Annotated in this window: 22 protein-coding genes; 2 read left to right on the forward strand and 20 right to left on the reverse strand. The window is 26.9% G+C overall.

Going from position 1 to position 25323, the window contains the following annotated elements; translation table 11 throughout:
- Positions 1 to 3: 3 nt before the first annotated feature.
- The 16 genes from PHEL85_RS09255 to rnpA form a co-directional block, all read right to left on the reverse strand.
- Entirely contained in the window at positions 4 to 1359 is a 1356-nt protein-coding gene (locus PHEL85_RS09255) for an exopolysaccharide biosynthesis polyprenyl glycosylphosphotransferase (RefSeq protein WP_052108516.1), read from the reverse strand.
- Position 1360: 1 nt separating this feature from the next.
- Positions 1361 to 2464, reverse strand: coding sequence for a glycosyltransferase (locus PHEL85_RS09260; RefSeq protein ID WP_036824316.1), 1104 nt, complete (start codon positions 2462 to 2464; stop codon positions 1361 to 1363).
- A gap of 355 nt (positions 2465 to 2819) precedes the next feature.
- Entirely contained in the window at positions 2820 to 3980 is a 1161-nt protein-coding gene (locus PHEL85_RS09265) for an O-antigen ligase family protein (protein ID WP_156109163.1), read from the reverse strand.
- A complete protein-coding gene (locus PHEL85_RS09270; protein ID WP_162179434.1) occupies positions 3970 to 5232 on the reverse strand; it encodes a DUF6418 domain-containing protein in 1263 nt (420 codons plus the stop codon). Before PHEL85_RS09270 ends, PHEL85_RS09265 begins: the two co-directional genes overlap by 11 nt.
- On the reverse strand, positions 5229 to 6242 hold the full coding sequence (locus tag PHEL85_RS09275; protein WP_036824328.1) for a hypothetical protein: 1014 nt from the start codon (positions 6240 to 6242) through the stop codon (positions 5229 to 5231). The genes PHEL85_RS09270 and PHEL85_RS09275 overlap by 4 nt, the downstream gene beginning before the upstream one ends.
- The gene (locus PHEL85_RS09280; protein WP_036824330.1) at positions 6235 to 7467 is read right to left on the reverse strand and encodes a lipopolysaccharide biosynthesis protein; all 1233 of its coding nucleotides are present in this window, start codon (positions 7465 to 7467) and stop codon (positions 6235 to 6237) included. The genes PHEL85_RS09275 and PHEL85_RS09280 overlap by 8 nt, the downstream gene beginning before the upstream one ends.
- A 16-nt stretch (positions 7468 to 7483) precedes the next feature.
- Entirely contained in the window at positions 7484 to 8005 is a 522-nt protein-coding gene (locus PHEL85_RS09285; RefSeq protein ID WP_036824333.1) for a KdsC family phosphatase, read from the reverse strand.
- The gene (locus PHEL85_RS09290; protein WP_036824337.1) at positions 8006 to 9040 is read right to left on the reverse strand and encodes an N-acetylneuraminate synthase family protein; all 1035 of its coding nucleotides are present in this window, start codon (positions 9038 to 9040) and stop codon (positions 8006 to 8008) included.
- Complete coding sequence (locus tag PHEL85_RS09295) at positions 9037 to 9777, reverse strand: cytidylyltransferase domain-containing protein (protein ID WP_036824339.1); 741 nt, start codon at positions 9775 to 9777, stop codon at positions 9037 to 9039. Before PHEL85_RS09295 ends, PHEL85_RS09290 begins: the two co-directional genes overlap by 4 nt.
- On the reverse strand, positions 9777 to 10319 hold the full coding sequence (gene rfbC / locus PHEL85_RS09300) for a dTDP-4-dehydrorhamnose 3,5-epimerase (protein WP_036824341.1): 543 nt from the start codon (positions 10317 to 10319) through the stop codon (positions 9777 to 9779). The genes PHEL85_RS09295 and rfbC overlap by 1 nt, the downstream gene beginning before the upstream one ends.
- Positions 10319 to 11173 (reverse strand): glucose-1-phosphate thymidylyltransferase RfbA, encoded by an 855-nt coding sequence (rfbA, locus tag PHEL85_RS09305; RefSeq protein WP_036824344.1) that lies wholly within the window; start codon positions 11171 to 11173, stop codon positions 10319 to 10321. Before rfbA ends, rfbC begins: the two co-directional genes overlap by 1 nt.
- Before the next feature lies 1 nt (position 11174).
- On the reverse strand, positions 11175 to 12182 hold the full coding sequence (gene rfbB / locus PHEL85_RS09310) for a dTDP-glucose 4,6-dehydratase (RefSeq protein WP_036824350.1): 1008 nt from the start codon (positions 12180 to 12182) through the stop codon (positions 11175 to 11177).
- 2 nt (positions 12183 to 12184) lie between these two features.
- Positions 12185 to 13222 carry a hypothetical protein gene (locus tag PHEL85_RS09315; RefSeq protein ID WP_036824352.1) on the reverse strand — a complete coding sequence of 346 codons (1038 nt, stop codon included), beginning with the start codon at positions 13220 to 13222 and terminating at the stop codon, positions 12185 to 12187.
- A 36-nt stretch (positions 13223 to 13258) separates the two neighbouring features.
- The gene (locus tag PHEL85_RS09320) at positions 13259 to 14938 is read right to left on the reverse strand and encodes a DUF6909 family protein (RefSeq protein ID WP_036824354.1); all 1680 of its coding nucleotides are present in this window, start codon (positions 14936 to 14938) and stop codon (positions 13259 to 13261) included.
- A gap of 27 nt (positions 14939 to 14965) precedes the next feature.
- On the reverse strand, positions 14966 to 16594 hold the full coding sequence (locus PHEL85_RS09325) for a S41 family peptidase (protein ID WP_156109226.1): 1629 nt from the start codon (positions 16592 to 16594) through the stop codon (positions 14966 to 14968).
- Positions 16584 to 16976 carry a ribonuclease P protein component gene (gene rnpA / locus PHEL85_RS09330; RefSeq protein WP_036824358.1) on the reverse strand — a complete coding sequence of 131 codons (393 nt, stop codon included), beginning with the start codon at positions 16974 to 16976 and terminating at the stop codon, positions 16584 to 16586. Before rnpA ends, PHEL85_RS09325 begins: the two co-directional genes overlap by 11 nt.
- Positions 16977 to 17184: 208 nt before the next feature.
- Here rnpA and PHEL85_RS09335 point away from each other — a divergent pair, with 208 nt between their 5' ends.
- Positions 17185 to 18363, forward strand: a complete 1179-nt coding sequence (locus tag PHEL85_RS09335; RefSeq protein WP_036824359.1) for an acyl-CoA dehydrogenase family protein — start codon at positions 17185 to 17187, stop codon at positions 18361 to 18363.
- 266 nt (positions 18364 to 18629) lie between these two features.
- Positions 18630 to 22076, forward strand: coding sequence for a hypothetical protein (locus tag PHEL85_RS09340; protein ID WP_036824360.1), 3447 nt, complete (start codon positions 18630 to 18632; stop codon positions 22074 to 22076).
- An 84-nt stretch (positions 22077 to 22160) separates the two neighbouring features.
- Here the strand turns inward: PHEL85_RS09340 and PHEL85_RS09345 are convergent, their stop codons facing one another.
- The 4 genes from PHEL85_RS09345 to PHEL85_RS09360 form a co-directional block, all read right to left on the reverse strand.
- Positions 22161 to 22799, reverse strand: coding sequence for a phosphoribosyltransferase (locus PHEL85_RS09345; protein ID WP_036824362.1), 639 nt, complete (start codon positions 22797 to 22799; stop codon positions 22161 to 22163).
- A 287-nt stretch (positions 22800 to 23086) separates the two neighbouring features.
- The gene (locus tag PHEL85_RS18120; RefSeq protein ID WP_235318255.1) at positions 23087 to 23449 is read right to left on the reverse strand and encodes a hypothetical protein; all 363 of its coding nucleotides are present in this window, start codon (positions 23447 to 23449) and stop codon (positions 23087 to 23089) included.
- Positions 23450 to 23995: 546 nt separating this feature from the next.
- Positions 23996 to 24289, reverse strand: coding sequence for a hypothetical protein (locus PHEL85_RS09355; RefSeq protein ID WP_036824364.1), 294 nt, complete (start codon positions 24287 to 24289; stop codon positions 23996 to 23998).
- A gap of 31 nt (positions 24290 to 24320) precedes the next feature.
- Complete coding sequence (locus PHEL85_RS09360; protein WP_036824366.1) at positions 24321 to 25166, reverse strand: universal stress protein; 846 nt, start codon at positions 25164 to 25166, stop codon at positions 24321 to 24323.
- Positions 25167 to 25323: the final 157 nt, after the last annotated feature.

Here is a 25323-nt window from a genome sequence, read left to right on the forward strand (position 1 = left end):
TATTTAATATGCTTTCTCTTCACCACTAAAAACACTAATAGCAGTTTTAAATATAATTTTTATATCTAATAAAAAAGACCAATTTTCTATATAAAAAACGTCTAAACGAACTCTATTATCTATATCTGATTTTTTTTGTATTTCACCTCGATATCCACTTATTTGAGCTATTCCTGTAATACCTGGTCTTACAGATTTTCTTTTCATATAATTAGCAACTTCTTTATCAAACTTTAAAGAATGAACATTCATGTGAGGTCTTGGCCCTACAATACTCATCTGCCCAATAATAACATTAAGAAATTGGGGAAGTTCGTCTAAACTTGTTTTTCTTAAAAAAGCACCTACTTTAGTAATCCTTTCATCATTTTTCTTGGTGTGTCCTATATCTAAAGGTTTTCCTTGATACATAGACCTAAATTTATAACAAACAAATACTTCGCCATTAATACCCTCTCTTTTTTGCTTAAAAATTGTTGACCCTCTGGACTCAATTCTAATACATAAGATTATTATTGGAAACAACCAAGAAAAAACAAAAACACAAATAAAGATTGAAAACATCAAATCAAAAAACCTTTTTAACATTCTATTTTCAAAAATTTCTAGAGGTAATTTTTTTACATTTAAAATAGCTACAGAATTTCCAAAAAACTCTGCATTTACATCTTTATTATATAATTCATTTGGATTGGGTATTAATTTTATCACTAAATTATTTGTATTCGAAAATTTTATAATTTTTCTTAACTCTACCTCTTTTAACTCATTTAAGGAACAAAACACCTCATCAACCTCATTATCAATTATATAATTAAAACTTTCCTTAAGAGTACCTAAATACAATCTATTATTTCTAATTTTATTAGAAAAAAAACCGAGATATTTATATCCCAATTCCTTCTCTTTTTTTAAAGTTTCTATAATTTTTTTAGTGGAAGAATCACTTCCTAAAACAACTACCTTTCTATAATTATTTCCTTTAGATCTATAAACTCTGATTGAATAAAAAACAAAAAGCTTAAAACTCCATAAAGAAAGAATAATGGTAAGTAGTATTTTTGTTTGATTATTAATAATATCTCCTTCTCTAAAAAAACCAAAATATGTAAAATATCCTAAAATAAAAATAACGGTTTGTGTTATTAATAATTTAAAAAGTTGATATAATTTTGTATGTCTAAAAATATTATAATATTCAATAAACAATGAAGATATAAACCAAAATAATGATATATAAATTAGAAACAATCCATTTAAAAACTGAATATCTGAGATAAAAAATACAACTGAATTTATTATTAATAAATCAAAAAATATCGATAAAGGTTTTATATATTTCGAATATCTATTTCTCAAATTAAAAATCTTTTATTTTTTGTTCAACAAATTCTTTAAACTCTTTCTCAAATCTTTCTTTGCTAAAACGCTCAGCATTTTTTCTTATTATTTTAGCATCAAATTTTAAAGTTTCAAACCTGTTTACAGCTTCAATAATATCCGCCGTTTTTTGTTTTTCAAAAAACACACCCGTTTCATTTTCAACCACAGTCTCTTTTAACCCTCCCTTATTTAAAGCGATAACAGGTGTACCACAACTTTGAGCTTCTACAGGTAAAATTCCAAAATCTTCATCGGCAGCAAAAACCAAAGCTTTAGACTTTTGTAAGATTTTAACCATTTCACTTTGACTTCTTTTACCTAAAACCTCAATATTACCATTAGCCAATTTAACAATTTTATACAACTCTGGACCTTCTCCAATAACTTTTAATTTTTTACTCGGCATTTTATTAAAAGCCTCTACAATTAAATGAATTTTCTTATAAGGAACTAATCTTGAGGCTGCTACATAATAATTTTCTTTATTTTCCTCTAATTGAAAATTTCTTACATCAACTGGTGGGTAAATAACTGTCGCATCTCTATTATAAATTTTCTTTATTCTTTGTGCAATATAATTAGAATTCGCCACAAAATAATCAACCCTATTGGTAGAAATAACATCCCAAACTCTAAGTTTATGCAATATATATTTTGCATACCACCCTTTCAACCCAGTTGTTAAGTTTTTATCTTCTAAATATTCATGGTACAAATTCCAAGCATATCTCATTGGAGAATGACAGTAACAAATATGTAATTGATTTTGATTTGTTAAAACTCCTTTTGCAATTGAGGATGATGATGAAATTACAACGTCGTAATCGTTAAGATTAAATGATTCAATTGCTTTTGGAAAAAATTGTAAAAATTTTCTATGATTTTTTTTTGCAGTAGGAAAATTTTGAATGTAGGTTGTTGTTGCTGTTTTACCTTTTAAAATAAAATTTCGATCTTTTTTATCTAAAAAATCTATTAAAGAAAAATAATCTAATTTATCCCAAATATTACCTATGGAATGAACTACCTTTTCAGCACCTCCGTTCGTATAAAACCAGTCATGTACTAGTGCTTTTTTCATAGACAATTTAAATCTTATTTTTTTTTCAAATTTATAGAATATTGTACTAAAATCGATAAAAAATCTAAAAAATCTCCATAAGATTTTACTTCTTAAGATTGAAACTCAATAACTCAAGTTAAAAAAAAAACAAATTCACTTATTATTTCCCTGAAAATTAAATGTATTTCTCTTTTTAACTCACAATGAAAATGGTCTATTTTATTTCCAGAATCATTATTTATATTGATGATTTTCTCGTTTTTATTACATCTTATTGTATTTGAAAACTTAGTACTATCGATGTACTTAGACAATAACGAAAATAAACACCTACTCCACCAATTGGTGTTGCTACATGTAAAATTTTAATCATTTATTCTTTTACTTTATATGTAATTCTTGTTAGGCTCAAAAGTAATGCATATAAATATACTCCGACCTGTCTATCTAAAATATTTTCTACTAAACTAAAACTCATAATAGCAATAAGAAACATTAATCCAATAACATTATTTTTCTTAAAATTAAAATATAATAATATTATCTGAGGGATTAATAACAAGAAAAAACCAATAAAACCGCCTCTTAATAATTCATTTAAATACTGATTATGTGTATTATAATTTTTAGAAATAAACCTATTTTTTTCATCTTGACTTATAAAGCCTTCATAATTCTTATAGTATTCTAATAAATCAATTCTGGTTTTTTGCCCGCTACCTGAACCAAAAACATATTTATTAGTATTGTTAAACGAATGAATTGCTCCATTCCATGTTACAACCCTAGCATCATTACCAATCTGATTAAACCTTTCTTTTAAAGAACTATCACTTAGTAATACAATTAAAAGCGTGCCGATTAAAACGAATAAAGCTATCATCACTTTCCTTCTGCTAATTTCTTTAAAAAAAATAATAACTCCTGTAAAAAAAACAACAATTATTGCCAATCTTGCTGATATAACAATAATTAAAATTAGAGAAAAAACAGCTATCAGAATACTTAAAAATCTTTTCCTTTTTATTGAAAAAAAATAAAAACAAATAATAATATTTAATGCTGAAAAAAAACCTAAATATGGTCTCTCATAATTTAATATCTCATTAATTTTTGAATAATTTTTTAATGCATACTTTTTACCCTCAGTAAAATAATAATAATTAATTATACCATAAACTGAATTTACTTGGATAATTATAATACTAATGAAAAGAAAAAATAATCCTTTTAATTTTATTTCATTATCTATATTTTCAAGACAAAAAGGAATCAATAAAAAAGGAAGTAATTTAATATAATTTTCTTTTTCTAAAACAAGTTCATAATTAAGTAATCCGTTAAATAATATAAATAAATAAAAAGCTAAAAGGTAATAAGTAACTTTATTATCCCTTACTTTTTTTACATTAAAAAGGGTACTCAAAAACATTATTATTAAAAAAATATTATCTAGTAGTAATGAAATGGGTAAAAAAAACATCAACAATAAATAAGAATAAGTTGAAATTTTTAATGATATCTTATTTTTCATTTGATTCTTTTTTAGAATATAATACAAGAAATCTATAAGCAAAAAAGAGTAAAATGAAGAAAAAAGGTATTAACAACTTACTAAAATAAGCCATTGTATAAGCATAACTAGTCCAAATTAATAATTGAAATAAAATAATACTTATAAATAAAGACTTCCTTTTAATAAAAATACTTAATAAGGTTTGAATTAAAGAAACAAATGAAATTAAAAAAAAGTTAGCGACTAATGCTAATGGTAAAGGGAAAATTCTAATTAAAATAGATGGGTAAGCATTTGTCCAACTTACTCCCCTTGTGGTTACTGAAATAAAATCTTGATATCTCCATGGCCAAAATTCTAACATTAAATGGTGCATTCCTTTCCAAAGCTCTAAAACATCCCAGGTATTAGACTTATTTAAATAAACATACTGTTCTGTAACACCCCAAAAAACATGTGCCTGTAGACCAAAAAACCTATAAAAAACAGATTCTATTGGGGTTAATCCTAAACTTCTAAAAGGTCTACTAATTGTATATTTGTATAGCACTAAAGAAAACATCACTCCAATAAATAGAATTAAATACTTATTAAAAACCCATTTTAATTTAAAGTTTATTTTATTTTCTGAAGTAAAATAAAGCGCTAAGAGAACACCTGTTATTCCTATAAAAAAACCAGTAAACTTCTGCCCTATTAATAATAAATAAAAGATATAGAGTGTAAAAAATAAAATTGATGTTTTTTTATAATATTTATAAAGTATTGCTGTTCCAAATGCGGCAAATGCCATTACATTTCCTATAATAGATTTCAAAAAAGGGAATCTAGCATGTTCCCAAAAATTAAATTTTGACACATCATCTGAAAAAATTGGTATTGAAGATGAAAGTAAGTTTAAGAAAGCCATAAAAAAAATAAATCCTAAAAAAACTCTTATTATTTGATACTCTTTTATTTTCCCAAATTTAATTTTAGTTACTTTGATGTTTTCAAATAATCGTGTAAAAACTTGTTTAAAAAATAGTAATGAAAGAATAGTTGTTATAAAAAACAATAACAAAACTAAACTACTATAAACAAAATATCCATCTCTCCCTTGTTCAACTACATGAACACCTGATTCTATAACAACTAGAGAAAAAAACATCCAAATATATTGAACAAATATCATAATAGATAATAGAAAAAGACCTAGATTCTTTTCTAGAAAGTATAGAGTGATAACAATAGCTATAAGGGCAATTAAAATATTAAACGCAATAATCATCTATAAATATTAAATTCAAATTTCTTAAAAATTGGTTCTAAGAGACTATTATACCTTAATAGAACATTAAAACTAAGTTCTTTTTTCTTTTCTTCTTCAGCTTCTAGATAAATATTTAATAACGCGCTAGAATCAAAAGAAAATACACTTTTAGACCCCAGTTTTTTAAAAAACAAATCTTCTAGAGGTTCATCAGAATCTAAATAAACCAATTCTTTTTTAATAAACTGTTTTTTTAAAACTCCAATATCAATTCTTTTACCATTTCTATGAGACTTATAATATATTCTATCAATATTAGAATAATAATCCATAGATTTAATTAAACTTGTTAAATCAATTAAGTTATTAGTATATTTTTCTTCACCAAATTGACTTATGTATCCCTCTTGCCCAATAATTAAAATTGTGTTTGTTAAATTTAATATTCTAGTAGGGTAAGGTAATTTAACCGATTTCTCAGGAAACATAGATAGTTCTGGAACTCTTACATATTGTTTAATTACTTTTTCAAATTCTACACCACTTGAATGCCCTTTGTAGTATTTAAACCTAACATTGTATAGATTACTTAAAAACCATTTCAAAAACACTTTCTTTTTTGATAAAGATTTTATAGTATGAGGGTAATAATTTAATGTTCCATCTTCTACAACAACACCTTTCATTTTTTTGTTAAAAGATAACAATAGATAATTGGTTAAAATATCTTCAAGATAAGTAAAATAAAAAGTTATTTTTTTTTCTTTCTTGTAAATAGAAAGTTCTTTAATTACAAGTTTGTATTGCTTAATTTTTACAATAATATTTTTTATTGCAGATAAAGTACCATTTGACTGATTATTAAAAGACTGTTCAGCACGAATAACTTTATTCCATAAAATAGAATCATTTTCTAATGTTTTATTAGAAATTAATATATTTTCACAATCTTTATTCTTGTTCTCTTTTATAATTTCTTCATAAGAAGATATTTGATTTTTTGACAAGCCTATGTATATATTAATCATAATTCATTTTTTTCGCTTCATTATAACGCATAAAAAACAAGATACTGCAAGAAAGTACAAAAGCTAAAGCTGTACCATAAACTCCATAAAAAAACGTTAAAATAACACTTAGTAATAGGCTAAATAGAGCAGGCACTACCATAGATTTCAGCAATGCTTTGTCTTTGTGGTAAATATATAATTTAAAATGATATAATAAAGAATAATTCATTAGCCCAACACCAATAATCAAGAAATACATTAATGGTAAATAATCTTCAAATTCTGCTTTATCTTGCCAAATTAATAATGGTTTTATAATTAATAGTATAAAGAAAGATGAAATAATAGTATGTACTAATAAAGATTTTTTAAATTTTTTAAGAAGGTTTGTTATATTTGGTGAATTTACCGAAGTTATAAGTTCTGGTAATTCAAATGAAATAACAATAGTATTTATATAAACAGTAATTAGAATAGATATGTTAGAATAAAATAAAAACACACCTGCAACCTCTTCTCCCATATAAAAATCAACTATAAACCTATTAGCATATTCTATTGTTTTTAAACTAATTGTAGTAAGAAAGAAAACAGAACACACTTTTAAACCTCTTTTAATCCATTCAAAATTTAAATTTGTTTTACTTATTTTTTTATGATTTTTAATTATAGTTAAAATTAAAACATAAAAAATGGTTAAAACATTAGCAAGAAGCCAAAGATTAAAAATTTTCTCAATCGTAATTAAACTTTTTGAGTAATAGTTATAAATTACAACCACACTCCATCCCGCAGTTCTAAAAAACAATAGAATGTTTGCTAAAAGTACTTTCTTAAAGCCTATTAATAATCTATAAATTTCTTGAGAAAGGTGTTCTGTTATCACTAAGAAAATTACCAAAAAAGTAAATGGTTTTAGATAATCTATGTTATTAAAAATAAAATAACCAAAAACAATAAATGAAATATAAATAAATAAATAAAGTACCCCAGTTGAAATAACTTTATTTAAAATATTTTGTTTATCACTCGTTTTTAAAATATCTCTAATACTAAAATTGTAAAAATCTAAACCTAGGGCAAAAATAAGAATTGTTATAAGGGAAGTTATTAATCCAAAATTACCAAAGACTTTAACATCGAAATATTTAGACATTAGAGTAATAATTAAAAACTTACTACCAATTCCTCCAATTCTTAAAAAAACATTGATCAGTTTTAAATAAAGTGAATTTTTATCCATTAATAATAAACCTCTTTTATTGATTATATTCTTTAATAAGATTATTATCCTTAAGTAAATTTACTACATCAATATTATTATTCGATAATATTTTTTCTACAAACTCTCTAAAAACTCCTTCCCCTCCTTTTTTATATAACTGCCAATCAACTATTTCTTTCATGTAATTAGGTGCAGAAGATGGGCAAGCACTTAACCCAACTTTTTTCAATAATGAATAATCGTTTATGTCATCTCCTATATAAGCAACCTCATCCCAATTAATATTTAATTCATTTATTAAATTTTGAATAACTTTTACTTTTTCTTTAATTCCCAAGTAAAGATGTTCAACTTTTAATTTTTCGGCTCTTCTTTTTACAGATTTGACATTCTCTCCTGTAATTATACCTATCGGAATTTCAAGTATTTTACAAAAAAGAACACCAGCGCTATCATAAGTATGAAATTTTTTGAATTCATTTCCTAACTCATCATAAAACATACCTCCATCTGTCCAAACACCATCTATATCAGTTAAAATAAGTTTTGGAAGCATCTATTTTATTTTGTTTAAGTATATAATTTCATCTTTAGGAATATCTAATGAAAGTGTTTTTCCTATTAATTTATCTTTATCTATCCATTTAACACCATCTCCAGGACTTAAAAGATGAATATCTTTCTCTGAAATCAACGCACCTTTTTTTAAGTCTTTATTTGCAGCTATTGACCTTTCTAATTTATTTCTTGCACTCTCCACAGAGTTTACAATTTCAATTTTCTCCTCACCCATCGACATATCTAAATTCCTTATATCTCTAATCATTCTATAAATACCATCTATAGCCAGAGACCCTTTTTGGTCAGTACCTTTCATTGATCTATCTAAAGTAATATGTTTTTCAATAATTTCTGCTCCCATTGCAACTGCTGCAATAGGTGTAGAAATACCGATAGTATGATCTGAATAACCAATTGTATATTGTGGATAGTTCTTTTGTAAATATGTAATAGTTTTTAAATTAACATTCTCATACCTAGTAGGGTATTCAGAAACACAATGTAAGATTGAAATATTCTGGTGATATTTGTTAATAGTTTCTAATGCTTGGTTTAATTCTTTTTCTCCAGCCATCCCTGTAGAAACAATAATAGGAATTTCAGTTTCTGCTAAAGCAGAAAGCAGAGGTAAATTTGTTAAATCTCTAGAAGCAACTTTTAACTTATCAGGTATAAATAATTTAAGCATACTTAAACAACCAATCGCACATAAAGTTTCTACAAAATCTAAACCTTTCTTTTTTGTGTATTGATAAACCTCAAAATGTTGCTCATCATTTAATTCTAAAAAAGATCGATGCTCTCCATAAGTTTTACCAAAAGAATGTGGAGAATTATACAAGCTCTTCATTTGAGTTGATGATAATTCTTGAGACAAATCTCTTTTTGTAAGTTTAACAGCATCCATCTGTTTTAAATCCTTACCAAATAAATTATCTTTTACTGGCCTTGCAGCAACATCAACCATTAATTTACATAAATCTACAGATCCATTATGGTTTTGCCCAATTTCACCAATTATATATGTCATTTTGTATTTTCTTTTATTATTCTTTTCATTCCAATTAACAAATCTGGTCTTGTTTCTATAAATTTAATAATTTCTAAATATCCTGCATTTGGATTCTCTTTTATAAAATCAAAATAAATTTCTTTTAGTATTTCTAAATCAGCTTTAGTATCTAATGTACATCTAACATCATTATTTTCAATATTTTCTTCTAAAAATCGAGCATTAAAATGATCTGGATTTTTATAGATACAGTTTGTAACATGTTCTATACAATTACTATCGTTTTTTGAGGCTACTTTTTTTAATGCTTTTAAACTTACTATTTCAGTAAAAAAACCAAAATGTGTTAAAATTGAAGGAGAATTATTAATTTTATAAGACAAATAATCTTCTCCTTTATAGTTATTAATCATTTTTTCAATGTAGAACAAGTCAATAAAAGGATTGTCTGAACAAATTCTTACAATTGTCTTAATCTTATTTTCTTCGGCACAATCAATAAACCTTTCTAGTACATTTTCTTCTGAACCTTTATAAAATTTTATTTTATGTTTCTTAGCAAATTCACTTAAAACAGAATCTACAGGTAAATTTGATGTAGCTAAAATTATAGGAAGTTTTACTTTTAAGTTTTTTAACTTATTCAATAAAATATCCAAGAATGTAATTTGCTCATCTATTTCTAAAATAATTTTTCTTGGCAATCTTGTAGATGAAACTCTTGCCTGTATTATTATACCAACATCTTCAATCATTAAACAAACTCTTTAAATGTTTTTAATTTTGCGTCTTTTTCTGATAAAACAACATCTTTTAAAGGAATTTTCCAATTAATACTTAATTCTTCATCATTATACAGAACTCCATCTTCTGCTTCTGGTTGATAATAGTTATCACATTTATAAGATACAATACTATCATCTTCTAGTACAGAAAAACCGTGTAAAAAACCTCTAGGAACTAATAATTGTTTATTATTTTCAGCAGATAATTCAATTGAAAAAACTTTTCCAAAAGTTTCTGAGTCTTTTCTAGCGTCAACTGCAACATCTAAAATTTTACCTTTAACAACTCTCACCAATTTAGCTTGAGAATACTCTCCTCTTTGTAAGTGCAAACCTCTAATGGTTCCGTATTGAGAAGTTGATTGGTTTCCTAAAACAAAATCACCTGTAAATCCTGTCTTTTCTGCAAACTCTTTTTTATTATATTCTAATAAAAAGCTACCTCTATTATCACCAAAAATCTGAGGTTCAATTACAAAGCAATCTTTTAAATATGTTTCTGTAACTTTCATTAAATATCCATTAAATTTTTTCCGTAACCACTTTTTAATAAAGGTTCTGCTAATTTATGTAACTGTTCTTTATTTATAAAACCACTTCTATAAGCTGCTTCTTCAATAGAACCTATTTTTAAACCTTGTCTTTCTTCTATTACTTGTACAAATTGAGATGCTTGCATTAAAGAATTGAAAGTACCTGTATCTAACCAAGCTGTACCTCTGTCTAAAACCCTAACGGATAAATTCCCTTTCTCTAAATATATTTTATTTACATCCGTAATTTCTAATTCACCTCGTTTACTAGGTTTCATGTTTTTTGCAATTTCAATCACAGAATTATCATAAAAATAAATTCCTGGAACTGCATAATTCGATTTTGGTTTTAGTGGTTTTTCTTCAATAGAAATTGCATTCATATTTTCATCAAACTCTACTACACCATATCTTTCAGGATCATTTACATGATAAGCATAAACAATTCCTCCATTAGGGTTATTATTTGCTCTCAATAATTTTGGGAGTCCAGATCCATAAAAAATATTATCTCCTAAAATTAGAGCTACTTTGTCTTTTCCTATAAAGTTTTCTCCAATAATAAAAGCTTCAGCCAATCCATTTGGATTTTCTTGTACAGCATACTGAAAATCACATCCATATTTTTTCCCATCACCTAATAGTCTTTTAAATAAAGGTAGATCTTGAGGTGTCGATATAATTAGTATTTCATTAATTCCTGATAACATTAGTACAGAGATTGGGTAATAAATCATTGGTTTATCATACACAGGCATTAGCTGTTTACTAACCGCTAATGTAAGTGGATGTAACCTAGTACCTGAACCTCCTGCTAAAATAATTCCTTTCATATTATTGATATTTTTTTAAATACCATTCAATCGTTTTCTGGATGCCTGTTTCAAAATTTTCATCAGCTTGCCAACTTAACTCATTTTCTATTTTTGATGCATCTATTGCATATCTAAAATCGTGTCCTGGTCTATCTTTAACAAAACTAATTTGTTCTTTATATGATTCTTCTTTTGGTATAATTGTGTCTAAAATCCCACAAATTGTATCAACTATATATAAATTATCACGTTCATTTCTACCTCCAATATTATAAGTCTCTCCTATTTTTCCAATTTTATAGACTAACTCAATTCCTTTACAATGATCTAAGACATAGAGCCAATCTCTAATGTTTTTTCCATCACCATAAATAGGTATCTTTTCTCCAGAAATTGCTTTTCTAATTATTGTAGGTATTAGTTTCTCATCATGTTGTTTTGGCCCATAATTATTTGAACAATTAGTTGTAACTACATTCATTCCATAAGTATGAAAATAACTCCTAACCATAAAATCTGATGATGCTTTTGAAGCGCTATAAGGACTATTAGGTGCATAAGAGGTTTGTTCTGTAAATAAACCAGTTTCTCCTAAAGTACCATATACTTCATCTGTAGAAATGTGGTGGAATCTAGCTGTTTCAAATCCTTTTTTATAATTATTTGGAGATTCCATCCAATAGTTTTTGGCAACATCTAATAAATTAAACGTTCCAAAAACATTTGTTTTTACAAATGCATCTGGATTTTTAATAGAATTATCTACATGAGATTCTGCAGCAAAATGAATAACTCCATTAAATTTGTATTGATTAAATAGTTTTTCAACCAAACCTCTATCACAAATATCACCATGAATAAATGTATATCTTGAACTATCTTCGACTTCAGATAAATTAGAAAGATCACCTGCATAGGTTAATACATCTAAATTTATAACTTTACATTTTTTATTTTCTTTTAAAAAGTAAGGTATAAAATTGGATCCAATAAAGCCTGCTCCTCCAGTTACAAGAATCGTTTGCATTCCTATTTTTTATAATTATTTAAATAACTATTTAACTGCTTTAAGAGTAATATTAATATCATTAATACTGCTCCCAAAATAGCTAATTGTACTGCTTTATTTTTAATAACCCCTTTTATTTCATAACCAATATCTTGAAAATTGGATACTATATTTATTACTTCATATTTTTCAGACCTATCTTCTGTAAGATCTTTTAAATCCTTATTAATTCTTCTATTTGTTTCAAACAACTCTAACTCTTTAGTTGTTCTTTTTTCTCCTCCTAAATCTATATTGGTTCCGTTAGATAGTTTTTTAGATTCTTCTATCATTACTTGCATGTAAACTTTTCTTAAAGAATCTACCTGTCCTAAATTTTGAAGTAATAAAGAATCTGTTCTGTTTAAATTTACATTGGTTAGAGTTTTTTTTCTATCAAAATATTTATTTTTTACAACTGATGAGATAATTACCTCATCTAAACTTTTAAAAACATCATTTTTACCTGCTATTACACTGATTTTATGAATTTTATAATCATAATCAGTAAATGAAACTTTAAAATCATCAAAACTATAACTATTCACAGTTGTTGTGTCAACTTCTATTATAAAATCATTATAAGAATTTATAATATCATTTTCATTTATGATGGGTTCAATAGTAAACTTTTTTAGAGATGCAGCTGTGTTTTTATCTAATTTAAAAGTATTTTGAATTCCTAAAGTATCTTTTTGCTTAACTAAATCATTATAATAGTTTATATTATTGTATAATTGTCTTGCACTTTTAAAATTTGGTTGTACTAATAAATCTGAACCATATTTAGTTTCTGTTTTTATTTGCCAAAAAAGACCAATTCCAAAACCAATTACTGTTGCAATCCCTATTTTAATGATATTCTCTTTTAAGAAAATTAAAACTGAAATTATAGCATGAAATATCCCTTTAAAAATATTTCCAATAAAATTGAAAAACTTAGCAAAACCTTTTCCTATAATTACAAATAAGGACCCTAAATCTACTTCTTCTTCGTTGTTATTTTGATTTGTTGACATTGTTTTAGTTTGGTTATAAAATCTGTCTATTGACTGTTAAAAAATTTGTTCTAATATTTTTTGAGTAATTGCGTAAGTTGGCGTAACTCCTGTCATACCCAACCCTCCTGAAGCTAATGTAGCTCCTGTTTCTAAAGGATTATCTGATGCATAATATGCATATCTAACTTTTACATTTTTAGAGATATTACCTCTAATTTTTGATGCAGATTGTATGGCTTTTTGGTAATGTGCGCCTTCCATTTCTAAACCAATAACATTCCAAGTAGAATCATGGAAAAACTTTAATAAGTCTTTATTTTGTAATGAAGTTCCTAATACTGAAATCATAGAACCATCAAACACTTCTACTCCAAAACCTTCTAAATCTTCTTTAGATAACTCATTTTTAAAAGGATAATTGTCTGCTGTACCTTCAAAAATATGTGCAGAAGGAATCATTATATCTCCTTTACCTCCTTCTAAAATTCCTGCTTTTCCCATTACAGAAACAGATTTCACATCTAAATGATTCTTTTTCTTGCTATTTTTATATGGTTTTAAAAGTTCATCCATTGTTTCATAAGCTTGTTCTCCAAAAGCATAATCCATAACAATAATTACAGGACTTTTGTTAATAGAATTCTCTTTTTTAAACGTTGAAACTTCAAAATTTATTTTATCAGTATCTATAACCTGTACATTTATATTTGTACCAGATGTATCTTTAATATAAATCAAACCGTTTTCAGAGGCATATTCTTTAACTGCCTTTTGTAATGGTTTACTATCTGCATTACTTAATAATTGATACAACTCAAAACCTTCATGTTCTGCTGCTTCTTTTGGTAAAGCTGCTTTTGCATAAATAGAATTTAATACACTGTGCATATTTGCACTAATAATATGAATTGGTCTTTTTAAAAGTTGATTTTCTTTTAATACTTTTTTTATGTTATTTGCCCAAACATCACCATAAATATGATGACCAATTTCTTCAATTAAAACAGTACTAAATGTAATTGTTCTTTTCTTTTGTTCTAAAACTTCGTTGATTCCTAATTTACCTAACCAATAAATTAGATGAAAAAATCTATCTTGATTTTCTGTTGTTTTAAGCGCCTTATGAATACTTAAAACTTCATCAAAAGTCCTTCCAAGAATGTTTCCTAAGTGAGCAATAGCAACCTCTCTTTCTTGTTCAGAAATTACTTTATTATGAATAACAATATCTTCTAAATATTTCCATTCTCTAATAAAATCTACTCCATCTCCAATTGTTACCCTTTTCTGAATTTTATGAGATTCGATAAACAAAAAAGTTAAATGCGTCAAAATATCATAAATTTCAGATCTTCCTCTAGTAATCTCGATATTCATTTGATCTTTATCTATTCTGTAACAATTTCTTCTTCTTTTTGGAGGAATTATTGTCTCAAAATGAGAATCACTATACCCTTCATCTGCAGTTAGATTAATAAACTGACATTCTTCTATTCCTTTTGGAAGTCTTTCTATTACGTATATTAATCCATTTAACTCTACTCTATCTTCTGCAATTGAGCCATAAATTTCTGGTCTTAAAGAAAGTAAAGACTTTCTTAATGTTTCCCCAGAAATTCCCATTGGTTTATAAAAACCTCGAGTAAATAAATGACGCATAGAAATATATAACTTTTCTATTGCATTTGTAGATTCTTGTGCTCTTGTTCTATCTATTTTGTTAACTTTTGCCATTCTAAAATTTAGGGTTCAAAGATAAAATTATTTAGCGGATAATAGCTGCTTATATTTATCTTGGTTATGCAGTAACTTAACTGCTTCTTTTATCACTAAATCATTTTTTAAATTATGATTATAAACTCCTTCTTTATAATAATATCTATTTAAAATTTCTTCTTTCAAAACTATTTTAAGGATATCTTTATTTTTTGATATTTCATTAATTTTTTCATCAAATAATTTCTCTTGAATTTTTTCATATTCTTTAGATATATTATTTGACATTGACTCCTTATAAGCGTTCTTAAATAATAACTCTTGTTTAGTTACAAAAGTTGTATCTCCTTTTAAATAAGTTGTAAATTTTTTAAAATCTGTATCTGAAAACTCAAAACTATCTTCACTTTCTATTTGTGGATTTTGATAATAATAACTTGAGGCAAAGTTAAAAATTGCTCTTGATTTTAGTAATTTTTTAGTTGCTGAAGTTCTTTTTGATGTTTCAATGATTACGTCTGGTAAAACTCCTCCACCATCAAAAACAGTTCTTCCATTTGCTGTCTTAAACTCATTTATTCCTTTATCAGAAAATTTAGGAACTTTTCCATTTTTATCTCTATTTGCGTAATCTAATTCTTGAATACATCTTCCACTTGGTGTATAATATTTAGAAATCGTTACTTTTAACTGAGTTCCATAAGTTAGTTCTCTATAACGTTGCACCAATCCTTTACCAAAAGAGCGTTGCCCCATTATTACTGCTCTATCATAATCTTGCAAAGAACCACTTACAATTTCTGATGCTGAAGCAGAACGACCATTTACTAAAGTAACAATAGGAATCTCTAAATCTAAAGGATCATTTTTTGTAAAATAGGTATTACTCCACTTTTTAACTTTAGCTTTTGTACTTACTATTTTTTTTCCTTTCGGAAGAAAAAAGTTAGAAATTCTAATAGATTCTAACAAAGAACCTCCAGGATTAGCACGTAAGTCGAAAACCAACTTTTTCATTCCTTCTTTCTTTAGTTTTCTAAAGGCTTTTTTCACTTCGGATGAAGCTTTATTATTAAAACGAGTTAAAATAATATAACCTGTTTCTTCATCAATCATTTCTGAAAAAGGAACAGGATTTACAACTACTTTATCTCTTATAATTTCTTTTTGAACAACATTTCCTTGTCTTTCAATCTCAATAGAAAATTTACTATTTGGTGTACCTTTTAAAAACATAGAAAGTTGATCTCTTTCCATATTTTTAACTGATTGCCCATCAACAGAAATAATTACATCTCCAGCTTTTAAGCCTGCTTTATCAGCAGAATATCCTTTATAAATCTCATTAATTTGAATACCTTTTTTTGAATAGTATACAGAAACTCCAATTCCTCCATATTCTCCTTCTCTTCTTATTCTTGCATCTTCAACATCTTGTTCGTTATAGAAATTAGTGTATGGGTCTAAATCTTTAAGTGTATTTTTTATTGCTTTATTTGTTAATTCTGCAGGATTAATTTCATCTACATAATACATATTTAACTCTTTAAATAAAGTATTGTAAATTTCTATTTGTTTTGCAACTTCAAAAAACTTCGATTTAAATGAAAACGATAAAAAAATAGTTCCTACTAAAAGAACTATAATCGTTTTTTTAGAAAGATTAAATTTCATCATTTTTTATATTTTTTGTTTCGTTAACAAACCGAGTTAATAATTTTTCCATCTTTAAGAACATTTCTTCATAGGTACATTCTTGTTTCCCAAGATACGAAATCATAAAAACATAAGGTTTTTCCAAGTCATTATATACAATTTCCTTCTGTAATCGATAGGTTTCTCTCATTAAACGTTTAATTCGATTTCTATCTACAGCTAACTTAAAGTTTCTTTTTGGTACAGAAACACCAACTTGAGCAGGAAAACTTGATGTATGTTCAGTCTGTAAAAAAATCATTCTAAGAGGAAAAGCTTTCACAGAATTCTTTTCTTCGTAAAGCCTTTCTATGAGCTTCTTACTTTTTAAACGTTCTTCTTTTCCTAAAGTGTATTTCATTATTACAAACTTAATAGAAAAGAACTAATTTTCTATCCTTTACCTAACTGAACTTCACATTTCTTTATTTTAATATTAGATAACTCTTTTTTTACTATAAAAAAGAAGAAATCTCATTTACAATCCTTATTTTTGATTTAATATTACATTTTCTTTAACAAAACAACCTCTAAACTTAGAATTAGATAATTTTAAATTCAACAAAACCATGAAACAAGATCTCTTTCAGGCTCCTGATTACTATAATTTAGACGATTTATTAACTGAAGAACATAAATTAATACGAAATGCTGCTCGTGATTGGGTTAAACGTGATGTTTCTCCTATTATTGAAGAGTATGCTCAAAAAGCAGAATTTCCAACTCAAATTGTTAAAGGTTTAGCAGAAATTGGAGCCTTTGGACCCTATATTCCTGAGGAATATGGAGGTGCTGGTTTAGATCAGATTTCTTATGGTTTAATTATGCAAGAAATAGAACGTGGAGATTCTGGAGTTCGTTCTACAGCTTCTGTGCAATCATCATTAGTGATGTATCCAATTTATACTTATGGAAATGAAGCACAACGTAAAAAATATTTACCAAAATTAGCTTCTGGAGAATGGATGGGCTGTTTTGGATTAACAGAGCCAAATCACGGTTCTAATCCTTCAGGAATGGAAACTAAGTTTAAAGATATGGGAGATCATTATCTTTTAAACGGAGCAAAAATGTGGATTTCTAATGCGCCTTTTGCACAAGTTGCAGTTGTTTGGGCAAAAAATGAAGAAGGAAGAATTCATGGTTTAATTGTAGAACGTGGAATGGAAGGTTTTACGACACCTACAACTCATAATAAATGGTCTTTACGCGCTTCTGCTACTGGAGAATTAATTTTTGATAATGTAAAAGTGCCAAAAGAAAATTTATTACCTAATAAATCTGGTCTTGGAGCTCCTTTAGGTTGTTTAGATTCTGCAAGATTTGGAATTGCTTGGGGTGCAATTGGAGCTGCAATGGATTGTTATGACACTGCTTTACGTTACTGCAAAGAAAGAGAACAATTTGGGAAACCTATTGGTCAGTTTCAGCTTCAGCAAAAAAAATTAGCAGAAATGATTACTGAAATTACCAAAGCACAATTATTAGCTTGGAGATTAGGTACATTAAAAAACGATGGAAAAGCCACTTCTGCACAAATCTCTATGGCAAAACGCAATAATGTAGACATGGCAATAAAAATTGCTAGAGAAGCAAGACAAATGTTAGGCGGAATGGGAATTACTGGCGAGTATTCTATTATGAGACATATGATGAACCTAGAAAGTGTTATTACTTACGAAGGTACTCATGATATTCATTTATTAATAACTGGTTTAGATGTAACAGGTTTAAATGCATTTAAATAATATTAAAAAACAAACATTTTAGCTCTTATAAAGAGTTTCAAAAAACGAGTAGTAAAAAAACCATTGAATTTAAATTCAATGGTTTTTTTATTATAAACGATTAAACACAACAGTCTTTTTTCTGTTTAAAAACACTCATAATCAAACTACTTTCCTCAATCGTATTCGTTAATAATTACTCAAAACATGATATTTAACAGGTTTTATAAATGTTTCATTTTTTAGTTTTGCTCTAGAAATATACTAACAATAATAAGTGAAACACCATGCAAGCAACCAGAAAAGACATAGTTCAGTTTATTAACTTACGCTTAGCTTCTTTAGGACAACCAACATTTAAAGACAAAGAAGACAACTCAGAGAAATTTTTAGACCCAAAATTTGAAGAACTAACTTCAGGTTTAGTAAAAAGTTTACAAGAAAAATCTAGATTATTATCTGATCATCATTCTCCAGTAGATTCAAGAATTCAAGCATTTTTAGACGATTATTTAAAAGATGTTTCTTTTGATAAGTCTATTAAACTTCCAAATAACACATTAATATTATCAAAAAAAGGACAAGCCAGAGAAGTTAGTTTACCACCAGATGGAGACTCTTTTAAAAGCAACTTAGTTACTACAAATAGAGTAAAACAAGGTATTTTAAACAATCCTTTGCACGATAAAAGAACTACAAAAGGAACTTTTCATATTGTAGAAGGACCATTACCTGTTCCTTTAGATAAGTTTGAAGTGCCTAAAATAGTTTTAGCACACTTTTTAAATGCAGCCTTTAATCCTTCTGATGATTTAAAAATATTACCTTTTACATCTAGTCAAGAAGAACAAGCTAAAGTAATGGCTTCAATGTTATTAAGACCAATAGTTTGTCCAGAAGTTAAAGGTGTAATTTCTGAGAAATCTTTAGAAGTAAGATTTTTTGTACCTGGAAACTTAGTAAGTAATTTAGACTTTGTAGAATCTATTTTTGGAAATGCAGGAGACCCTAATTTAGCTCATAATGATGCTGCTTTAGACCCAGAACATTGGACAGGTCATACAGGTTGTATCGTTTTAGCTCCTCAATTATTAAAATTAAAGAAGAAAGAAGTTGGTTTACCTCATTTTGATGATGCTACAGAGCGTCAGAGAAAAGACGGTATGTGCTGGAAAGATGAAAGCGAACTTTATAATAATGGTGGTGCTTTTAAAATTACTTGTAGAGATGACAGAGGTGTTGTAATTACTTTAATTGCAGACAACTACTATGGTTATTCTAAAAAAGAAATTAAAACTCAAATTAGTTACTCAGCTAACTTATTTGGTTTAGTAGAAGAAGAACATGCAGGTGGTGCAATTGCTTTTGCAAGAAGAGTTATGGGAGATACTTTAGATGGTAAAGACTATTCTGAGTTCCATAATTTTAAACACACATTTGAAGGCGTTAAGCAACTTTTAGGTGATACTATTGAGGTAAAACCAGAAAACTACGCAGTAGATAAAAAATACCCAAACATTATTTATATCCCTGAGTTTTCTTATGTAAACACAAATACAAATAGTATTACTTGGATGCATAATAGCAAAGAGCAAAAATTAACTTTATCTCCTCACAAAACGTATGTTCATCCAACAGGAAATAAATTTAAACTAGAAAAACATAAGTCTGTAAACTTGTGGAGAATTGTAGATACGTTTGCAGAAGGAGTATTCTGTCATAAACCTTGTACAGTTTCTGGAGGTGGAAAATCTGAAATTTCTAAATCGATGCAAAATGCAATTACATATAGTAATTTCAACATCCAAGATATTGAAGAAGATTTCAAAAAAGCTGATGAAATTATAGAATATGTTTATTCTAACCGTTGGAAAGTTAAAGATCCAAACAGACCAATTTCTAGATCTTTTTTAAGTGAAGAAAGATCTTTAAGTTCAGCTGTTAGATTATTAACTCCATCAGAACAAAATTCAGATGAATTTAATGAAATGTTAAACAACATTCCTGTTCATATTCGTTCTTTGGTGTTATTTGTAAAACGTTTATACAGACAAGCTCATGGAGGTTTAAACTGGAAAGAATACATGTCTGTAGAAATTATTAACGGACAAAAAGGTACAGGTCTTTTATATAACAATACTCCTGTTGTAGGTAGTTATGTTCGTGTTGGGTTTAATACTCATGGAAACTGGATGTTAAATAAATTACGTTCTGACTTTTCTCCAAGTGAAAAAATTCAAACAGAAGATGATATTACAGCATCTATAACAATACCAAGACATCGATTAGATCATTTAAATCCAGAATATAAAAATAAGAGTTTAAAAATTCTTACAAACTGTGAAGCTCACTTATTTCAAAGACCAGATGAAGCTGTTGTAAGAGGTTATGATAAAGGTGCAGAATTAGATTTAGTAACAGAAGGAAGGTTTTTAACAAACTATGAGTTACTTAAAAAAGAAGATGCTATTGCATTATATGAAGACACTATAAACTTTGACAAGTACACACAACCTGTACAAGATTTTATAGAAGAAATTGTAAAAAGTGATAAACCAGAAGAGTATTTTGTAGTTCCTTCTCATACAAGAATTGTAGATGGAGAACCAACAAAAAATCCTCGTTATTTAGAGCCAAATAAATTTATAACCGAAACTGAAGCTACTTATTTAGCAGATATAGGAATTCGTTTAGTAAGAAGAATGTCTCTTAAAGATCCTTTAAATCATGTTGTAAATGCAGTTTTACCAGGAAGAAGAAACAACCCTGTAGACAAGGCTGCTGGAATAAGACCTTTGGCTGTTTATAGTCCAATTCATTACCAAGAAACTCCAGAATTATTTATGGACTTTATCTGTAGTTTAACAGGTAAATCTCCATCAACAACAGGGGCAGGTTCTGAAGGAGCTTTAACAAAAGCACCATTTAACATGTTAACTCCAACAACAGATTTAAATAATGCTTTATTATCTCATATCTTAACAGAATCTAACGGGTTTAGCACTGCAGCTGGTTATGTTGGAGCAGAAAATAAAATTGACCATGATGTTAGTTTATTAATTCCTGAAATTTGGGCAAGATTAGAACCAGAAGATAGAGATCCTAATTTCTTAATTAAAAAAGGAGCACTTGAAAAAATTGAAGATTTTGAATTTGAAGGAGAAACTGTTTTAGCAAGTAGATTAGGTTATAGAATTACTAAAAAATTCTCTTACAGATGTATGAGTAGAATTTTTGATGAACCAACTGCTGTATTTAGCGAAAGAATGCTAAAACCAGAATTACAAGGTTTAGAAGATTATGTAGATGGAATTAAAAACATTACTGAAGCTCAACAAAAAGTTGCTTTAAACTATTTTGAGGATGGAAGTATTGAAGCAGCAACTCCACCTTTAAAGATTCTTTTACACATTATGGCGTATGGAAATTATGAAGGAAAACACATTAGTGATCCTGAGTTAAGAAAATACTTTAATAGAGATTATGTTGTAAACAGTGATTGGTATAAAGAAAGATTAGTATTAAAACAGCAAAAAGATATTGCTTTTTACACTAAACAAATTCAATACCTTGAAGACTTTATTGGAAATACTAGAAACAATAAACTAGTTGCTGAAATGAGTATTATAGATCGTTTAGATCAAGTTAAAGAACGTTTAACTGAAGTAAATTCTGCAGAATATGTAGACCATTTAAATGGAACAATAGGAGCAGATCCATTAAGCAGAAAGTAAAAAAGTAATAGCTAAAAGGCTGTTTTTATTTAAATAAAAAAGGGTATCACTTAAAGTTGATACCCTTTTAGTTTTTTAAAGCATTTAATTAAAAACTTTGTTGGCTTCTTCTAACAAATAAATTGCCTGTGCATCACTAACTTGATTAAAATTTTTATAATAATTTCCTACCGCATTAAAATCATGTGGTTGCTTAAGACAAATAACCTCATCTAAATAAGGAGAACGTTTTAGTTTTTCTATTGCTGATGATTGAGCAACTGGAATTGCAACAATTATTTTAGCAGGATTTTCATTTTTAACTAACTCTATTGTAACCAAAATGGTATTTCCTGTCCCAATTCCATCATCAACAATAATTACAGTTTTTCCTTTAATATTTTGAGGAGAAACATTTGCATAAAATTTTTGAAGTCTGTTTTTTAAAGTTTCTCGAACGTTATCAATTTCATTAATAATATATTCGTCAGAAACACTTTCAGAACCATAACCTAAAACAGAGTTTTTTAAACTAACAGCACCAATTGCGTATTCTTTTTTAGTTGGATGTCCTATTTTCTTTGTTAACACAATATCTAAAGGTACATTTAACTCTTTAGAAACTACATAACCCAAAGGAAGACCTCCTCTTGGAATAGCTAATACAACAACATTTTCACCTTTAAAATGAAGTAGTTTTTTTACAAGTAATTCTGCAGCCTCAATTCTATCTCTAAACATCATTTAATTTTTTAAATATTTACTAAACCAATCTATTGTTAATTTAGTTACCTCTTCTAGTTTTCCATATTCTTCAAAAAGGTGTGATGCATTTTGAACGATTTCAATTTTCTTTTCACATTCTAATTTACTGTAAGCAATACGATTTAACTCAATTACAACATCATCCCAACCACCAACTATAAAAAGTGTAGGAGACTTTACTTTACTTAAATCTTTACCTGCTAAATCTGTTCTTCCACCTCTTGAAACAACCGCTTTTATTGAATTTCCAAAATATGCTGCTGCTTTTAAAGCTGATGCACTTCTTGTACTTGCACAAAATACCCAATATCATTAATAGTTAAAGTTGAATAATTATTTTTAAGCCATTGGGTAACTCTAATTAATCTTTCTGTTAATAAAACAATATCAAATCTATTTTCATAAACAGTATCTTCTTTTTCTGTTAACAAATCGAAAAGTAATGTTCCAAATCTTTTTTTATTAATTAGTTTAGCTACAAAATTATTTCTTGGACTCAAATGGCTGCTTCCACTTCCATGAGAAAAAACTACAATCCCTCTTACATTTTCAGGAATCGTTAAAATTCCATTAAGACTTACATCTCCTAAATCAATTTCAATTTTTTTAGTTGTTTCAATCAGTTCCATATCTCGGAGTTTATTGTAAAACTACATATCTAAAATTACTTTCGAAATAACATAGATCATTAACAATCAGTATCTAGTGAATAAAAAATATATTTTACATGATTAAAACCAATAAGTTATAGTGGAAAAAAGTATTATAAAAAGGGAAAAATAGATTGAAAATCTTTTAAAGTTTTCTTTTAATTAAATTTAATCTAAGAATATTTTTTGGAAATGTTATCATAAAGAAGACAACTTAACTGCTTAAAAATAATTGATGGCAATTATGAAGCAAGTTTTAATAAAATATTTGGACATCTTTTACAATTGACACCTTTCTTTTTGTACTTATTGCAACAGCTACTTTTAGGTTTTATGCAATTTGTACTACAAATACTATCACAGACAGCTGTGTTCTGTAAAACAATGGAAGTATCTTTTGGTTTATAAAAAATAATCATTAGAAATAAATATATTGCAAATATAAGCGTTTATTTAGAATAAATAAAAATAAAGAAATCTAAATAAACGCAGATTAATCGGAATTTACTTTAATAATGTAAAAAATTACAACTTATAAAGAAAGTTTGGACAAAATATTGGCAGTACAAAAAAGATTAAAATCATTAATAAAAACATCCAAACTAATCCCATTATAAGTGGATAAGCTATAGTGTAACTTTTTAACTTAGGATTGATAGAATGTGCTAACAAGCCATGTAATCCACCACTAAAAAGAAAAAAAACAAAACCAAGAGCTACTGAAATAAATAGCACAGAATGAGCATCTTTTATTGTGTAAAGAAAACCACCTAAAACTAAAGAAACAACAATTATTATTCTATATATTTTTCTTTCCATTTTATTAATATTTTAGTTATATCAAAACATTTTATAATCGATTTTCATTAAAACTCATCAAAGGAACATTACCTAAGGTTTCCATTTTTTTCACTAAATCTATATGAAATAGCATATTCATTATTCCTTTAGAATTTCTTTCTAACATTGCAACCATATCTGCATTTTTATCTTCTAGATAAGATGACAAAGCATCGAAAATATTGTCAGAAAATATGATTTCAACATCAATATTATCATATTCTATTTTTTCATTTAATAATTCTGTAAACCATTCCATTTTACGTATTTCTTCATCATCCTCTTTTAAAGAAATATGAACTATTTTTATGGTAGCATTAAATGGTTTAGCAATACTTACTAAATTATAAATTGCAGAGATATCATATTTTTCAAAATCTGAAGCATAAACAATTGTATCTAAATTTTTTACATTTTGTACTTTTGGAACTGTTAACACAGGGCAAGGTGCTTTTTCAATAAGTTTTTTTGCTGTATTTCCTAAAAGTAACTCTTTCAATACTTTTTCACTTTTAGTTCCAGTAATTATTAAATCTGCATTTAAATTATTTGCTTTTTTCATAATTCCATTTACAATGGATTTATCTTCAATTGCATCAAAGCTTAAATCTACTTCATCTATATCACCTTCATAATGTTTTGTGCAAAAATCAACTAACATATCATGATGTGTTTTGTAAGATTTTTCTTCAAGATTTTCATAAGGTTCTTTCAATTCTTTACTAAAAATTGTTGGATAATCGAAAACATGAACTACAAACAAACTTGCATTTAATTTTTCACTTAAATTAAAAGCATATTTTAATGCTGGAACTGCATTTTCTGAATAATCTGTAGCGTGCAATATTCTTTTCATCTTGTAGAATTTTAAGGCTTTTATAACCCAAATTTAGTCATCTTATATAGATTATAAAATGATAAATATCAACTTACTAAACATTAAATTCAATCAAAAAAGTGAACTCTGAATAAAAATAAATTTTTATCCAAAGTTCACTCATGCTCTACTTTAT

The organism is Polaribacter sp. Hel1_85 (genome assembly GCF_000766795.1).
Taxonomy (GTDB): Bacteria; Bacteroidota; Bacteroidia; order Flavobacteriales; family Flavobacteriaceae; genus Polaribacter.

What these genes read in the sequence shown, in the direction of transcription:
- PHEL85_RS09260 (WP_036824316.1), bottom strand. Translation starts at nt 2,464, where the DNA reads ATGAAAAAAGCACTAGTACATGACTGGTTTTATACGAACGGAGGTGCT.
- PHEL85_RS09265 (WP_156109163.1), bottom strand. Translation starts at nt 3,980, where the DNA reads ATGAAAAATAAGATATCATTAAAAATTTCAACTTATTCTTATTTATTG.
- PHEL85_RS09270 (WP_162179434.1), bottom strand. Translation starts at nt 5,232, where the DNA reads ATGATTATTGCGTTTAATATTTTAATTGCCCTTATAGCTATTGTTATC.
- PHEL85_RS09275 (WP_036824328.1), bottom strand. Translation starts at nt 6,242, where the DNA reads ATGATTAATATATACATAGGCTTGTCAAAAAATCAAATATCTTCTTAT.
- PHEL85_RS09280 (WP_036824330.1), bottom strand. Translation starts at nt 7,467, where the DNA reads ATGGATAAAAATTCACTTTATTTAAAACTGATCAATGTTTTTTTAAGA.
- PHEL85_RS09285 (WP_036824333.1), bottom strand. Translation starts at nt 8,005, where the DNA reads ATGCTTCCAAAACTTATTTTAACTGATATAGATGGTGTTTGGACAGAT.
- PHEL85_RS09290 (WP_036824337.1), bottom strand. Translation starts at nt 9,040, where the DNA reads ATGACATATATAATTGGTGAAATTGGGCAAAACCATAATGGATCTGTA.
- PHEL85_RS09295 (WP_036824339.1), bottom strand. Translation starts at nt 9,777, where the DNA reads ATGATTGAAGATGTTGGTATAATAATACAGGCAAGAGTTTCATCTACA.
- rfbC (WP_036824341.1), bottom strand. Translation starts at nt 10,319, where the DNA reads ATGAAAGTTACAGAAACATATTTAAAAGATTGCTTTGTAATTGAACCT.
- rfbA (WP_036824344.1), bottom strand. Translation starts at nt 11,173, where the DNA reads ATGAAAGGAATTATTTTAGCAGGAGGTTCAGGTACTAGGTTACATCCA.
- rfbB (WP_036824350.1), bottom strand. Translation starts at nt 12,182, where the DNA reads ATGCAAACGATTCTTGTAACTGGAGGAGCAGGCTTTATTGGATCCAAT.
- PHEL85_RS09315 (WP_036824352.1), bottom strand. Translation starts at nt 13,222, where the DNA reads ATGTCAACAAATCAAAATAACAACGAAGAAGAAGTAGATTTAGGGTCC.
- PHEL85_RS09320 (WP_036824354.1), bottom strand. Translation starts at nt 14,938, where the DNA reads ATGGCAAAAGTTAACAAAATAGATAGAACAAGAGCACAAGAATCTACA.
- PHEL85_RS09325 (WP_156109226.1), bottom strand. Translation starts at nt 16,594, where the DNA reads ATGAAATTTAATCTTTCTAAAAAAACGATTATAGTTCTTTTAGTAGGA.
- rnpA (WP_036824358.1), bottom strand. Translation starts at nt 16,976, where the DNA reads ATGAAATACACTTTAGGAAAAGAAGAACGTTTAAAAAGTAAGAAGCTC.
- PHEL85_RS09335 (WP_036824359.1), top strand. Translation starts at nt 17,185, where the DNA reads ATGAAACAAGATCTCTTTCAGGCTCCTGATTACTATAATTTAGACGAT.
- PHEL85_RS09340 (WP_036824360.1), top strand. Translation starts at nt 18,630, where the DNA reads ATGCAAGCAACCAGAAAAGACATAGTTCAGTTTATTAACTTACGCTTA.
- PHEL85_RS09345 (WP_036824362.1), bottom strand. Translation starts at nt 22,799, where the DNA reads ATGATGTTTAGAGATAGAATTGAGGCTGCAGAATTACTTGTAAAAAAA.
- PHEL85_RS18120 (WP_235318255.1), bottom strand. Translation starts at nt 23,449, where the DNA reads ATGGAACTGATTGAAACAACTAAAAAAATTGAAATTGATTTAGGAGAT.
- PHEL85_RS09355 (WP_036824364.1), bottom strand. Translation starts at nt 24,289, where the DNA reads ATGGAAAGAAAAATATATAGAATAATAATTGTTGTTTCTTTAGTTTTA.
- PHEL85_RS09360 (WP_036824366.1), bottom strand. Translation starts at nt 25,166, where the DNA reads ATGAAAAGAATATTGCACGCTACAGATTATTCAGAAAATGCAGTTCCA.